Below are 13,307 nucleotides of genomic sequence, written 5' to 3'. Positions count from 1 at the left end.
AGCAATATCAAATATTTAATGAGGATCATTGGTGCGCTCGGAGGGACTCGAACCCCCACGGTGTTACCCACTGCCACCTCAAGGCAGCGCGTCTACCAGTTCCGCCACGAGCGCTAAGGGATGCCGGCTTGAGGTTTTGAGGCCGGCCGGATCAGCGGCGCCGATCTAACAAATCCATCATGGGGATACAAGCCTGCAAAAGCCCTGAATTCCACAAGCGGGGCAGGAAAAACGCCGCCCTCCCCAGGAGATCGGCCTTACCGGGTGACCGGGCCGCTCCCGCGTGCCCTACCGGGTCCCCGGCGAGCGCGGCAGCATCTGCTTGACCTCGACCGCGATCCGGTTGCGGTCGACCAGCACGACGCCGGAGGCAACCGGCAGATTATTCGCCAACACCTTGACCTCGTCGGCCTCTGTTGCATCCAGCTCGATGATGGCGCCACGGGAAAGACGTAATACTTGATGGATCGGCATGGTGGTCGTTCCGAGGACGACCATGAGATCCACGGTGACTTTATCGAGAGTGGGCACTGTCAGGACCGCCGCAACATGAGACTGGCATTTGCTCCCGAGATGATCACCACGTTATGGTTAGCCAATGGTTAATTCGCCTGAAAACCCCCGCCAAAACCAGCGTCAAGAGCTCGATCTGACGTCGTTTTCCGCCTCAGGCGGCGAGCCCGTCCAATGGCTGATCTCGGACGCTCCGGTGCCCTATCCGGACGCGGTGGCCGCCATGGAGGCCCGGGTCGCCGCGATTGCGGCAGGCGAGGCCCCGGAATTGGTCTGGCTGCTCGAACACCCCCCGCTCTACACCTCGGGCACCTCGGGCAAGGAGGCCGACCTGCTCGATGCCCGTTTCCCGACCTTCGCAACCGGGCGCGGCGGGCAGCTCACCTATCACGGACCGGGCCAGCGGGTGGTCTATGTCATGCTCGACCTCAAGCGCCGCCGGCCGGACGTGCGAGCCTATGTCGCGAGCCTGGAAGAGTTGATTCTGCGCACGCTGGCCGCCTTCAACGTCCGCGGCGAGCGGCGCGAGGACCGGGTTGGTGTCTGGGTCAGGCGGCCCGACAAGGGGGCGGATCACGAGGACAAGATCGCGGCGATCGGCGTCCGCCTGAAGCGCTGGGTCTCTTTTCACGGCATCGCCATCAATGTCGAGCCGGAGCTATCGCATTTCGCCGGCATCGTGCCCTGCGGTGTCGTCGATCCCCGCTACGGCGTCACCTCGCTGGTCGATCTCGGCCAGCTCGTGACCATGGCCGACGTCGACATCGCGTTGAGGCAGGCGTTCGAAGAGCTGTTCGGACCGACCACGGCTCTGGTGCCCGAGGCAGCCGTCTAGCGGACACGCACCAGGCCGTTCTCCGCAGATGTGGAATCGGCTAAGCTCAATTCCGGCGCCGCCCACGCCTCCCCCCTCCGCCGGGAAAGCAGACTTCATGCCGGGCGAATTGATCATCGGACCGACTGTTCGAGCGCTGGGCATAAGGAGGGATTGCCATCATGCTCGCAATGGGAGGTTCTCACGATGAGACTGTCTGCGCCGATCTATCATCTCAAGCGCAAGGCGAAGCGCCTGTCCCGCGAGGAAGGCATTCCACTCCACGACGCACTTGACCGCATCGCCACAACGGAAGGGTTTTCCGCCTGGAGCCTGCTCGCGGCGAAAGCCGCGGCGGAGACGCCGGCCGGCAAGCTGTTTCCTCAATTCCGGCCGGGTGACCTGGTGCTGGTCGGGGCGCGTCCCGGTCATGGCAAGACCCTGATGAGTCTCGAACTTGCGGTGGAGGCCATGAGATCAGGCAGCCACGCCGCGTTCTTCTCGCTCGAATACACTGAGAGAGACGTTCTGAACCGCTTGCGGGCGATCGGCATCGATCCCGCGCAATTCGGCAAATTGTTCGAGGTCGATTGCTCCGACGCGATCAGCGCCGACTACATCGTCAAGCAGATGGCCTCGGCCCCGCGCGGCACATTCGTCGTGATCGACTATCTGCAACTGCTCGACCAGCGGCGGGAAAACCCCGACCTTTCCGTTCAAGTACGCGCGCTGGAATCATTCGCACGCGACAAGGGGCTGATCGTCATCTTCATCTCGCAGATCGATCGATCCTATGATCCCTCGACCAAACCCTGTCCTGATCTCAGCGATGTCAGACTGCCGAACCCGCTGGACCTGAAGCTGTTCGACAAGACGTGCTTCCTTAGCAATTCCGAGGTTCAGTTCCGCGCAGCGAGCTGACGATCCCTCGCAACCGGCCGCGGGCGAGATCGCTCACCCGCGGCTTTCGGCATCACGCCGCCTGCAGCGCAACCTCGAGCTTGCCGGCGATGTAGCGCCGCTCCTGGCTGAGGCCGCCAAAACCGTAGGCGTCGCCCTTGACCTCGTCGACATGCAGGTAAGTCTCGGGATGCAGCGGTCCCAGAATCTCGGCCATGCGCTCGAACATGGCGGCGAGATAGGCCGCCTTCTCGTCCTTGGTGTTGGTGCCTTCGGTGACGTGGATGTCGATCCAGTAACTTGCGAGCTTCTGCTCGGCGAGCGACTTGCCGCCGGCGAACCAGTCGCCCGCATCCACGGACTTCACGATGATGGCGGTGACCTTGGGATCCTTATGCAGGATCTTTGCGGTGAGCTCGGACACGGCATTCGCGATGTCGGCCTTCAGTGAGGGCGACTGACGAGACGAGGTGTAGGACACGGTGATCAGCGGCATGGTGGTTCTCCTTGAGAGGCCGCGCCATTTGCGCGGCGTTGGTGAGAAGCTAGACCTGCAGACGTCATTTTGATATCTTATCTATACTGATATCAATGATAACGATTTGGAATGACAGCCACACTCGACATCGCCACCGTCCAGGCGTTCCTGCTGGTCACCGACCTCCAGAGCTTTACCCGTGCCGCCGAAGCGCTCGGTACGACGCAAGCGGCTGTCAGCCTCAAGCTGCAGCGGCTGGAGACGTTGCTGGGAAAACGCCTCGTCGAGCGCTCGCCGCGTGCGGTGCGGCTCACTGCCGACGGCGCGGCCTTCCTCGATCGCGCCCGCGCGCTGATGGAAGCGCATGACCGTGCACTCTCCGGGGATGCTTCAGCCGCGCAGTCGCTCGCGCTCGGCATCTCCGATCACGCCGCAGGTCCGGAGCTGGTGCCGCTGCTCGAACGGCTCCACGCAATGTCGGCGAATCTCACCCTCGCAGTCACCATCGGCTTCTCGCGCGAGATGCAGGATGCCTATGACGCGGGCGAGCTGGATGCGGTGATCGTGCGCCAGGAAGGCAGCCGCCGCGGCGGCGAGAAGCTGGCTGAGGACGAGTTTGGCTGGTTCGCCTCGCGACGCTTCACCCTGCCGAAGAGCGGGCCGCTGCCGCTCGCGACACTCGCCCCGCCTTGCGGCGTCCGCGCCATCGCCGTGCGCGCGCTCAACAAGGCCGGTGTCGCCTGGCGCGAGCGCTTCGTCGGCGGCGGCGTCACCGCGGTGGCAGCTGCCGCGCTTGCCGGACTCGCAATCGCGCCGCTGGCGCGGCGTATCGCGCCTCCGGGGCTGGTCGACATCGGTCCTGCACAGAAGCTGCCGAAACTCGGCAGCTCGAAGGTGATGTTGCATTCGAAGGTCAGCGACCCCGCAAAACTCGCCGCACTGCGCACGGTCGCGGCGACGTTCCGGAGCGTGGCGGCCGCCTAGCCAAACCACTGACCTTCCTTCCCGGCGTATCTGCCAGCGGCGAACCAATAGACAAGTCCCGCCGAACCGCCGGCGAGATCAAACGCGGCGCCGAACGAGCCGACGATCTGGAACAGCAGCGCGAAAAACAGCGACCCAATCGCGGCGCCTGAAGCCGAGTGGAATAACAGGGACCGGATGCGCAGCCGTTCGGCGAGCCAGATCACCGCGCCAACCGGAAGCCCCGTGAGCGTGCAGACGACAAGCAACGTTAGCGGCAGCACGAAGACGAGCATCAAGGCGATGCCCACCAGCTGTCCAGCGCTATTCATGGCTCCAATGAAGATGGCCAGTATGATGGCATGCGGGACCGTGGTCGCGGCCACGCATCCACGAAACCAACCGTTCAGAGCGCGAGGACATTCGGCGCAGGACATAATATCACCTCACAAGATCGCCTCGAACGCACTGCGCAGCGTCTCGTGCCTAAACACGAAACCACGGCTGAGCGCCTTGTTCGGCAGCACGCGCTGACCGCCGAGCAGCAGCTCATCGGCAAAGCCGCCACCGATGCGCCGCAACAGGCCGCCGGGAATGCGAAACACCGCGGGCCGGTGCAGGCGGCGGCCGAGCTCCTCGGTGAACTTTGCGTTGGTGACCGGGATCGGCGCGGTGGCATTGACCGGGCCTGAAAGATCGGGCGTTGCCACCACATAGGCGATCAGCCGGATCAGATCGTCGCGCTCGATCCAGGACATCCACTGCCGACCGGTGCCGAGCGGACCGCCGAGGCCGAATTCGAACGGCGTCAGCATGCGCGTGATGAAGCCGCCTTCCGTGCCCAGCACGAGGCCGATGCGCAAATACACCACGCGCACGCCGAGCTCCTCCGCCGGCCGCGCCGCGCTCTCCCAGGCCGCGCACAGCTCGTGGCTGAAGCAGGCATGAGATTTCGCCGACTCCGTCAGCACCTGGTCGGCCCACAATCCGTACCAGCCGATCGCGGAGCCGCTGACGAGCACCTCGGGCTTGCGGTCAAGCCGCGCGATCAGCTTCACGACCTCGCCGGTCACGTTGATGCGGGAGCTGATGATCTTCGCGCGCTTCGCCTCGGTCCACAGGCCGTTGCCGATCGGCTCACCGGCAAGATTGACGATGGCGCCGATCTGCGTGTCCGAGGCGAGCTGATCGAGGCTGCTGATCAGCGTGACCGGCGGCGGCAGCATCTCGGCCTTCGCAGGATTGCGGATCAGCGCGATGACATGATGCCCTGCTCCGCTGAGGCTCGCCGCCAGACGGCTGCCGATGAAGCCGGTGGCGCCTGATATCAGCACGGTCTTGCGACCGGCGACTTTTTCGACGAGTCCAGGTGCGGGCACACTCTTCATGCGGCCGAGCCGGCGCATCGCGGCAAAATCCCGGATACCGCAAAGCGAAGCGCCGACTGCACAGGCACTCGCGGCGATGCTGAGAAGCCCCTGATACACGACGCTGATGCCGATCGGCCGCATCGCCCAATCGATCAGCACCGGCAGCAGCAGCACCAAGATCGCGCCATAGTTGATCGCCAGCAGCGTGTGATTGATGCGCTCGCTCGGCGGCAGTTTCCGGCTCAGATCCTCCTCGACGAAATCCATCAGCGTGATGACGATCTCGGCGACCAGCACGGCGACGATCAAGAGCGCCGGCACGCCATAGACCTCGAGCCAGCCGAGCACCAGGAACAGCAGCGCATAAAGCATATTGCGGATGCCATGGAGCTTCAGCTCAAAGCGCTGCGACGGACGCCAGGCCAGACGTTCGGTGAATTCATGGTGATAGAAGGTGTCGAACACGCCCATCACGATCTGGATGGCGATGAGGGTCCATAACAGCGGCGTCATGATACGGCCTCCCTGAACAAGGCGGACTGATGGATCAGCGCGCCGTAGCGCGGGTGAGTGACATCGAGGGTGAAGCGGAAGGCGCCCTCTCCGAGATCTCTATGCGTCACGGTGAGGTCGCCCGGCGTCAGCCATCGCGGCAGCGCGAGCCACAGGCGTCCAAGCTGGAGGCCGTAGCCAGCGCTGCGAAAAGTCAGCACCTGATCCTCGACCGCGATGCGAAGCGCCATCGAGACGCCGAAGCCGACATACTCTTCAAGACCGGTCGGGCCCGCGAAGCGCTTTGCCGAATGGATCACTTGCGGAAAGCCGCGCTTGCGCGCGCAGATGCGCGTCCAGGTCTGGCCGCCACTGGCGGCATCCTCAGTGACCGTGACGATCATGGGCACACCGATGTCGCGGCCGGTCGGCAATGGTCCGCCGATCAGGCGCGCGGCTTGTGCGAACTACCAGCCGATGTCGCTGATGGCGACCTCATCGACCACGCCGACATAAACGATGCTGTCGCCGTCGGCGACGCGTTTGGAGAAGCCCGCCAGGTCGCGAGCGGCAGGCGGCCCCAATCCTCATCCGACAGCAGCGCACGGAAACGGCGGTCGTCGAGCAGCTTGGTGTGGGCGGAGGAAGATGCGCTTGAGCCTAATAATCGAGCCGACGTCATCGCCCCCTCCTTAATGCTATTTGACCTTGCCGATCGGCAGCAGGTTGGCGATCTTTTCGCCAAGTCGCATCAAGGCGACGAGACGCGGCCGCGGCACTTGCAGCATCTGCATGAACCAGTGGTCGGCGAGCTCGGTGAAGGCGAGCATCTCCTTCAGGCGCTTGGCTGCGACGGGACTGATGGTCGGATCATCGGTGGCATCGGCCACGCAGGCCCGAAGCGCTGCGATCGCCGGATCGATCTCCCTCTCCTTGCGCCGCGCCGCGATTCGAGCCGCGACCTCCCAGATGTCGGTCTCAGCCTCGTAATGATCGCGGCGATCACCAAGGATCGGTACCCGGCGGATCAGATTCCAGGCGAGCAGCTCCTTCAGCGAGTTCGAGACATTGGAGCGCGCCATGCCGAGCGTATCGGCGATGTCCTCGGCCGTCATCGGAGCCTCGGCCAGATAGAGCAGCCCGTGGATCTGGCTGACCGAGCGGTTGACCCCCCACTCGTCCCCCATGTCGCCCCAATGCAGGATGAAGCGCTGGACGGCGGCGGGTAGTTTCTTCTTTCCGGATGTTTCTGTCATAACAGAAATATCTGACGAACCCGGGTTCGTGTCAAGAAGCCCGCACACCGCCGTGACACTTGCCTAAAAATGTCTCATAGAACGGAACAAATCCGCTGTCTCCGACGTTTGCTCCCGTCGAGGCGGGGTCCGGAATGGTCAAAAAGTCCAGTCAGCAGAGAGACTTGTTCGAGAGCGAACGCAGTTTCCGGCTGCTAGTTGAAGGCGTTGCGGACTACGCCCTCTACATGCTCGATCCGACCGGGACCATCACCAGCTGGAATATCGGCGGCGAGCGCATCAAGGGCTACTCGCCCCGGGAGATCCTGGGCCAACATTTCTCGCGCTTCTACACCGAGACCGACCGCGCCAATGGCAAGCCCGCGCGGGCGCTCGCTATTGCGCGGGAAAAGGGTCGATACGAAGAGGAAGGCTGGCGCGTCCGAAAGGACGGCACTTTCTTCTGGGCCAGCGTGGTGATCGACCCGATCTACGAGGATGGCGCGCTGATCGGATTTGCCAAGATCACCCGCGACATCACCGAGCGTCGCAACTCCCAGCTCAGGTTGGAGGCGATGCAGAAGCAGCTGGCCGAATCCCAGAAATTCGATGCACTCGGGCAGCTCACCGGCGGGGTTGCCCACGACTTCAACAATCTTCTGATGATCATCAGCGGCAGCCTTCATATCCTGAAGAAGAGCGCTCCTGACGACCCCAAGCTCGAGCGCGCCATGTCCGCGATCGAGACCGCGACCAAACGCGGCGCCGCGCTGACCAACCAGCTCCTCACCTTCGCGCGGCGGCAGAGCGTCAACCCGCAGGCGATCGATTTCGCCGAACGCATCGCGGCCATCCGCGAGGTGCTCGACGCTGGCGTAGGCAGTTCCGTGCGTCTCGCCTTTGACATCCCTTCAGGCACATGGCCCATCAAGGCCGACGTCTCCGAGCTCGAGACCGCGCTGCTCAACCTCGTCATCAACGCGCGTGACGCGATGCCGGACGGCGGCACGGTGACGATTGGAGCGCGCAATGTCGTGCTGAACGAGCGGCACCTCGCCGGCGACTTCGTCGCAATCGACGTCACCGATACCGGGCTTGGAATTCCTTCCGACGTTCTCGACAAGATCTTCGAGCCGTTCTTCACGACCAAGCCGATCGGAAAGGGCACCGGCCTTGGCCTTTCGCAGGTGCACGGCTTCGCCCACCAGGCCGGCGGCACCGTGCAGGTCGCAAGCGAGCTCGGAAAGGGCACCACATTCACCATCGTGCTGCCGCGCGGCACGGATGCACCGTCGCGCGAGACATCGGGGACGCCGCTCCGCGGCAGCGGCACGGTGCTGCTGGTCGAGGACAATCCCGACGTCGCATCCGTCAGCACCGGCCTTCTGGAGCAGCTCGGCTACCAAGTGCGCCGGGTCGCCGATGCCGAAGCGGCATTGCTTGAGATCGAGAACAACGGCGTCGACTTCGTGTTCTCGGACATCGTCATGCCCGGCAAGATGGACGGGCTCAGCCTCGCCCATCACCTCCGCCAGATCCGCCCCGGCCTGCCGATCCTGCTTGCCACCGGTTATAGCGAGGTCGCCGCCGGCGTGCGCGGCGATTTCCCGATCCTGCGCAAACCCTACGAGATTCATGAACTGAGCGAGGCAATCGCCAAGTTGCCAAGGTGAGCGTTCACTTCTCCCGTAAGAGCGGGGCGAACGAGCGCACCTCCAGCCCGGAGAGAAGCTCAGCTCTCAGACCGTCGGCAGTACCGAGAACGTCTCCCCTGCCCGGCGTAGATTCAGCTCATCCGCGCTGGCGGTTTCACTGGTGACACTGTCGACGCGCGAGGACGGCGGGCCGTGGCGGCACAGCGCGACCATGTCGGCAACGTGTTTCGGCGTGCCAGCGAACAGCGCCTCCACACTGCCGTCGCGGCGGTTGCGAACCCAGCCCTCGAGACCGCATGCAGCCGCCTGATATTCGACCCAGGCGCGGTAGCCAACGCCCTGCACGCGGCCGCGGATCATGACCTGGAGAATCACCCGGCTCATGTCTTCAACCCGAGAAAGTCGGCGCTGCGCGCCTTGACGTCGCTCTCGCGCGTGACGCGGGCCATCAGCTCCGATGATGCCAGACCCTTGAGGCTTTTCGGCGCCATGCCCTCGCGCAACGCCTTCTGCGTCGCGTAGACCGCCTGCGTCGCGGCGGCGATCGGCGCATGGCCTTGGAGCGCGATGCGTACGCGCCGGCTCGTAAGGTAATCGAGCGCGTTCAGTTCCTCCGGCGCGCCTCCGAGCACGATCGGCAGGCGTGTGGCGGATGAGATGGCTTCGAGCTCGGTTCGCGATTTGATGCCGGTGAAGAACAGCGCATCGACCCCCGCGGCCTCATAAGCCCGGGCGCGGCGAACCGCATCCTCGATCGAGGTGATCGCGGCAGCGCCCGTGCGGCCCATAATGACGAGCGAGGGATCGCTGCGGCTGTCGAGCGCCGCCTTCATCTTTCCGACGCCTTCCTCGAGCGAGATCAGCTGCGTCTTCGTCTCCCCGAACGCTGCCGGCAGCAGCGTGTCCTCGATGGTGAGGCCGGCGGCACCGGCCGTCTCCAGCTCCTGCACCGTGCGGCGCACGTTGAGCGCATTGCCGTAGCCGTGATCGGCATCGACCAGAACGGGGAGCGCTGAGGCGCGCGACATCCGCCGCATCTGCTCGGCAAGCTCGATGAGCGTGATCAGCGTGACATCGGGGTCGCCGAGCACGGCGAGCGAGGCCACTGATCCCCCGAACATCCCGAGCGGAAAGCCGAGATCCTCCGCGATCCGGATCGAGATGGCGTCGTAGACGGAGCCGGGATGGACGCACGTCCCGCCCGACAGGATCGATCGCAGTTTCTCGCGGCGGGAACGAAAGGCCATGGTGTTGTCTCGGTTAGATCACGGAAGCTGCAGCATACTCCGTCACTGCGAGTGAAGGAAATATGGCGCCTCTCGTGCCCCGGACGCAGCGCAGCGCCCTTCAGCGATGCGCTGCAGAGCCGGGGCCCATGCTGCTGAGTGATACGCCAATGATCTGGGTCCCGGCTCTGCGAAGCAACGCTAATGCGTTGCATCGCGTCCGGGACACGAGAGTGGGCTTCGCTACGCAAACTCCAATATCAGCGCGTCCACCGCGAGCGTCGCGCCGGCGCTGGCGTGGATCTTCTTCACGGTACCGTCCTGCTCGGCGCGCAGCACGTTCTGCATCTTCATGGCTTCGACCACCGCCAGCGTCTCGCCGGCCTTGACCTCCTGCCCTTCGCTGACCGCAATCGAGACCACAAGGCCGGGCATCGGGCAGAGCAGCTTCTTGCCGGTGTCGGAGGCCGTCGTCACCGGCATCAGCCGCGCGGAGGCCGCCTCAGCCTCGGTCCAGACATAGACCGGCACTTCGACGCCCTGATGCGCGAGACGGATGCCGTTCGCGATCGGCCGCGCCTGCACGGCGACGAACTGCCCGTCGATGGTGCCCTGCCAGACCGGATCGCCCGGCTTCCACGGCGACTGCAACAGCTGCGCGTTGCCGGCCTTGCCCTCGGCATCGATGAAGCGGATCGCGATCGCCTCGCCATCGCGCGCCACCTCGAGCAGGATCTCCTGACGATCGAGCCAGACCGCGCGACGCCGCTCACGCTGCACGACCCGCCCACCCATTTGGCCCGAGATCTGCCGCTTGCGCTCCCCCAGCACGTGATCGATGGCGGCGCCGACCGCGGCGATCCTTCGCGCGACCTCGCCTTCGGGCACGCGCACCGCAAACCCCTTGGGGAATTCCTCGGCGATGAAGCCGGTCGAGAGCCGTCCCTCGCGCCAGCGCGGATGGTGCATCAGCGCCGACAGGAACGGGATGTTGTGCCTGATGCCGTCGACATAGAACGAGTCCAGCGCGGTCGACTGCGCCTCGATGGCGGCCGCGCGCGACGGCGCATGCGTGACGAGCTTGGCGATCATCGGATCGTAATGGATCGAAATCTCGCCGCCCTCCTGCACGCCGGTATCGTTGCGGATGGTGATGCCGTCCTTGCTGGCTTCCGCTGGCGGGCGATATTTCACGAGACGGCCGATCGAGGGCAGGAAGTTGCGGAACGGATCCTCGGCATAGAGGCGCGATTCCACCGCCCAGCCCGTCAGCGTGACGTCCTTCTGCGCGATGGCGAGCTTCTCGCCGGCGGCGACGCGGATCATCTGCTCGACGAGATCGATCCCGGTGACGAGCTCGGTGACGGGATGCTCGACCTGGAGGCGCGTGTTCATCTCCAGGAAATAGAAGCTCTTGTCCTGCCCGGCGACGAACTCGACGGTACCGGCGGAATCGTAGTGCACGGCCTTTGCCAGCGCGACCGCCTGCTCGCCCATCTTGCGGCGGGTTTCCTCGTCGAGCAGCGGCGACGGCGCTTCCTCGATGACCTTCTGGTTGCGGCGCTGGATCGAGCATTCGCGCTCGCCGAGATAGATCACGTTGCCGTGCTTGTCGCCCAGCACCTGGATTTCGATGTGGCGGGGATCGACGATGAACTTCTCGACGAAGACGCGGTCGTCGCCGAACGAGGCCTTGGCCTCGGCCTTGGCAAGGTTAAAGCCTTCGGCGACCTCGGCCTTCGAATGCGCGATGCGCATGCCCTTGCCGCCGCCGCCGGCCGACGCCTTGATCATCACGGGATAGCCGATCTCGTCGGCGATGCGGACCGCGTGCTTGTCGTCCTCGATGACGCCGAGATAGCCCGGCACAGTCGAGACCTTGGCCTTGGCGGCCGCCTTCTTGGATTCGATCTTGTCGCCCATTGCGGCGATCGCGTCAGGGTTCGGGCCGATGAAGACGATGCCGGCCGCCGCCAGCGCCCGCGGAAACGCCTCGCGCTCGGACAGGAAGCCGTAGCCGGGATGCACCGCTTCCGCGCCGGTCTTGCGGCAGGCATCCACGATCTTCTCGATCACCAGATAGCTCTCCGCGGCGGCGGCCGGGCCGATCAGCACCGCCTCGTCGGCCATCTCGACATGGAGGGCGTCGCGGTCGGCCTCGGAATAGACCGCAACCGTCTGAATTCCCATCTTGCGGGCAGTCTTGATGAGCCGGCAGGCGATTTCGCCGCGATTGGCGATCAGAATGCGTTTGAACATGCTTTTCTTGAGTCTCGACCTTGGGCGGGACCCTTCCCCTGGCCGTTGGGGGCCTGTGGGACGGGCCGTGTGGCTCCCGTGGTACAGCAAAATGGGCCGGAGGCAACGGTCTAAATCCGGGGCTTCTGGCGTACCAGCGCAAGACCGAAATCGGCGCGGCGAGCCCTAGGGGCGCCGTGCAGCTTCCCGAGGCTTACCGGCCTTGGCCGCGTCCCGCGGACCAGACCGTGAATGAAGCCGAGCTTGGCGACCACCGCGGGCGACAGCATGAAGGGATAGAGGTCGCGCAGGCCCATGGCGCGGTTGACGCTGTTCATGGCGAAGGTGAAGGGCAGCCATGCGCTGACCAGCGCCTCGACATCCCTCGCCTCGTAAGGGTTGAAGCGGATGCGCGCCGTCAACTCCCCGTCGCGGTCCACCTTGGGGCGCACCTCCATGCCGAACTCGGCGGCCATTTCCAGGGTATCGACGATGTGGAGGTAGTGCGCCCAGGTCTCGGCGAAATCTTCCCAGGGATGCGTCGTGGCGTAGGCCGAGACGTAGCTCTGCTGCCAGTCGGGCGGCGGGCCTTCGGCATAGTGACGCTGCAGGGCCTGGCCGTAATCGGCCGTATCGTCGCCGAACACGGCGCGGCACTGGTCGAGCTTGCCGCCGTCGCGCACCAGCACGTCCCAGAAATAGTGGCCGACCTCATGGCGGAAATGCCCGAGCAGCGTCCGGTAGGGCTCGCCCATCTCGAGCCGGCGCCGCTCGCGCTCAATGTCGTCGGCCTCGGTCAGCGCGATCGTGATCAGGCCGCTGTCATGGCCGGTCATGACCTTCTCGCCGCTGTGCGGATCGTCGGCGAGGAAGTTGAAGATCAGCCCATGTCCGGGATTGTCCTGCCGGGTCTGGAGCGGCAGCTTCCAGCGGATCAGGGAATAGAATAGACGGTGCTTGGCCACCTCCAGCTCGCGCCAGCCGGCGAGCTGCGCCGGATCAGAGAGGTTCGGCACCGTCCCATTGTGGCGGCAGGCGCGGCAATAGCCGGTGGTACCGCCTACGTCCGTCAGCCAGTTGCAGGCGTCGTACTCGGCATTCCGGCACAGCATCAGGCTTTCGCCATTGTCGGCCAGTGTCCTCCAGGTTTCTCCGTCTGGCTCGATCGCCGACATCGTCTCCTTCTCCGGCAGGAAGGCGACCCGATGCCCGCAGCGTTGGCAGGCGCGGTTCTCGAAATAGAGAACGTTGCCGCAGGCCTGACAGACAAAGAGCTTCAAGACTTCAGCCTTTCGGAAAGGGAGCCTCGTGAACGAGACTTGCCGCGCCTCGCAGATACGCGCGCAGGGGGCGCATCGTTCCAACGTCAGGAACAAATAGCCGGTCGAGGCGTTCGTTCGTACCTGCCGTAATCCGCTCCCTT

At 64.7% G+C, this 13,307-nt stretch carries 12 protein-coding genes, 1 tRNA gene and 2 pseudogenes; 4 read left to right on the top strand and 11 right to left on the bottom strand.

Features of this window, described 5'->3' with window-relative positions:
• Window positions 1–29: 29 nt before the first annotated feature.
• Window positions 30–114 (bottom strand) — tRNA-Leu (locus P6U29_RS18465).
• A gap of 174 nt (window positions 115–288) precedes the next feature.
• Window positions 289–531 (bottom strand): FliM/FliN family flagellar motor switch protein, encoded by a 243-nt coding sequence (locus P6U29_RS18460; protein WP_018647371.1) that lies wholly within the window; start codon window positions 529–531, stop codon window positions 289–291.
• 67 nt (window positions 532–598) lie between these two features.
• Between P6U29_RS18460 and lipB the strand changes: the two genes are divergently transcribed.
• Window positions 599–1,348 (top strand): lipoyl(octanoyl) transferase LipB, encoded by a 750-nt coding sequence (gene lipB, locus P6U29_RS18455; RefSeq protein WP_407118864.1) that lies wholly within the window; start codon window positions 599–601, stop codon window positions 1,346–1,348.
• A gap of 186 nt (window positions 1,349–1,534) precedes the next feature.
• Window positions 1,535–2,248, top strand: a complete 714-nt coding sequence (locus P6U29_RS18450; protein WP_407118863.1) for a DNA helicase — start codon at window positions 1,535–1,537, stop codon at window positions 2,246–2,248.
• A gap of 52 nt (window positions 2,249–2,300) precedes the next feature.
• Here the strand turns inward: P6U29_RS18450 and P6U29_RS18445 are convergent, their stop codons facing one another.
• Window positions 2,301–2,723 (bottom strand): 4-oxalocrotonate tautomerase family protein, encoded by a 423-nt coding sequence (locus tag P6U29_RS18445; protein ID WP_407118862.1) that lies wholly within the window; start codon window positions 2,721–2,723, stop codon window positions 2,301–2,303.
• A 111-nt stretch (window positions 2,724–2,834) separates the two neighbouring features.
• Between P6U29_RS18445 and P6U29_RS18440 the strand changes: the two genes are divergently transcribed.
• Window positions 2,835–3,689, top strand: coding sequence for a LysR family transcriptional regulator (locus P6U29_RS18440; protein WP_407118861.1), 855 nt, complete (start codon window positions 2,835–2,837; stop codon window positions 3,687–3,689).
• On the opposite strand, the gene P6U29_RS18435 is transcribed toward P6U29_RS18440, so the two are convergent.
• The 4 genes and pseudogenes from P6U29_RS18435 to P6U29_RS18420 all read right to left on the bottom strand — a co-directional run bounded on the left by P6U29_RS18435 (window position 3,686) and on the right by P6U29_RS18420 (window position 6,786).
• Window positions 3,686–4,054, bottom strand: coding sequence for a hypothetical protein (locus P6U29_RS18435; RefSeq protein ID WP_407118860.1), 369 nt, complete (start codon window positions 4,052–4,054; stop codon window positions 3,686–3,688). The genes P6U29_RS18440 and P6U29_RS18435 overlap by 4 nt on opposite strands.
• 60 nt (window positions 4,055–4,114) lie before the next feature.
• Entirely contained in the window at window positions 4,115–5,551 is a 1,437-nt protein-coding gene (locus P6U29_RS18430) for a TIGR01777 family oxidoreductase (protein WP_407118859.1), read from the bottom strand.
• Window positions 5,548–6,212, bottom strand: a pseudogene (locus P6U29_RS18425) (DUF4166 domain-containing protein). Before P6U29_RS18425 ends, P6U29_RS18430 begins: the two are co-directional and overlap by 4 nt.
• A 16-nt stretch (window positions 6,213–6,228) precedes the next feature.
• The gene (locus P6U29_RS18420; protein ID WP_407118858.1) at window positions 6,229–6,786 is read right to left on the bottom strand and encodes a GbsR/MarR family transcriptional regulator; all 558 of its coding nucleotides are present in this window, start codon (window positions 6,784–6,786) and stop codon (window positions 6,229–6,231) included.
• A gap of 134 nt (window positions 6,787–6,920) precedes the next feature.
• Here P6U29_RS18420 and P6U29_RS18415 point away from each other — a divergent pair, with 134 nt between their 5' ends.
• Complete coding sequence (locus tag P6U29_RS18415; RefSeq protein WP_407118857.1) at window positions 6,921–8,438, top strand: ATP-binding protein; 1,518 nt, start codon at window positions 6,921–6,923, stop codon at window positions 8,436–8,438.
• Window positions 8,439–8,504: 66 nt separating this feature from the next.
• Here P6U29_RS18415 and P6U29_RS18410 read toward each other — a convergent pair whose 3' ends face one another.
• The 4 genes and pseudogenes from P6U29_RS18410 to P6U29_RS18395 all read right to left on the bottom strand — a co-directional run bounded on the left by P6U29_RS18410 (window position 8,505) and on the right by P6U29_RS18395 (window position 13,164).
• Window positions 8,505–8,804 carry an acylphosphatase gene (locus P6U29_RS18410; RefSeq protein WP_407118856.1) on the bottom strand — a complete coding sequence of 100 codons (300 nt, stop codon included), beginning with the start codon at window positions 8,802–8,804 and terminating at the stop codon, window positions 8,505–8,507.
• On the bottom strand, window positions 8,801–9,667 hold the full coding sequence (locus P6U29_RS18405; protein ID WP_407118855.1) for an oxaloacetate decarboxylase: 867 nt from the start codon (window positions 9,665–9,667) through the stop codon (window positions 8,801–8,803). Before P6U29_RS18405 ends, P6U29_RS18410 begins: the two co-directional genes overlap by 4 nt.
• Before the next feature lie 222 nt (window positions 9,668–9,889).
• Window positions 9,890–11,905 (bottom strand): acetyl-CoA carboxylase biotin carboxylase subunit, encoded by a 2,016-nt coding sequence (locus tag P6U29_RS18400; RefSeq protein WP_407118854.1) that lies wholly within the window; start codon window positions 11,903–11,905, stop codon window positions 9,890–9,892.
• A 165-nt stretch (window positions 11,906–12,070) separates the two neighbouring features.
• Window positions 12,071–13,164 (bottom strand): annotated as a pseudogene (locus tag P6U29_RS18395) (putative zinc-binding metallopeptidase).
• Window positions 13,165–13,307 lie beyond the last annotated feature (143 nt).

This window comes from Bradyrhizobium sp. LMG 9283, assembly GCF_045571415.1.
Taxonomy (GTDB): Bacteria; Pseudomonadota; Alphaproteobacteria; order Rhizobiales; family Xanthobacteraceae; genus Bradyrhizobium.
The sequence above is the reverse complement of the archived record's forward strand: the minus strand, read 5'-3'. Positions and strand labels throughout refer to the sequence as shown.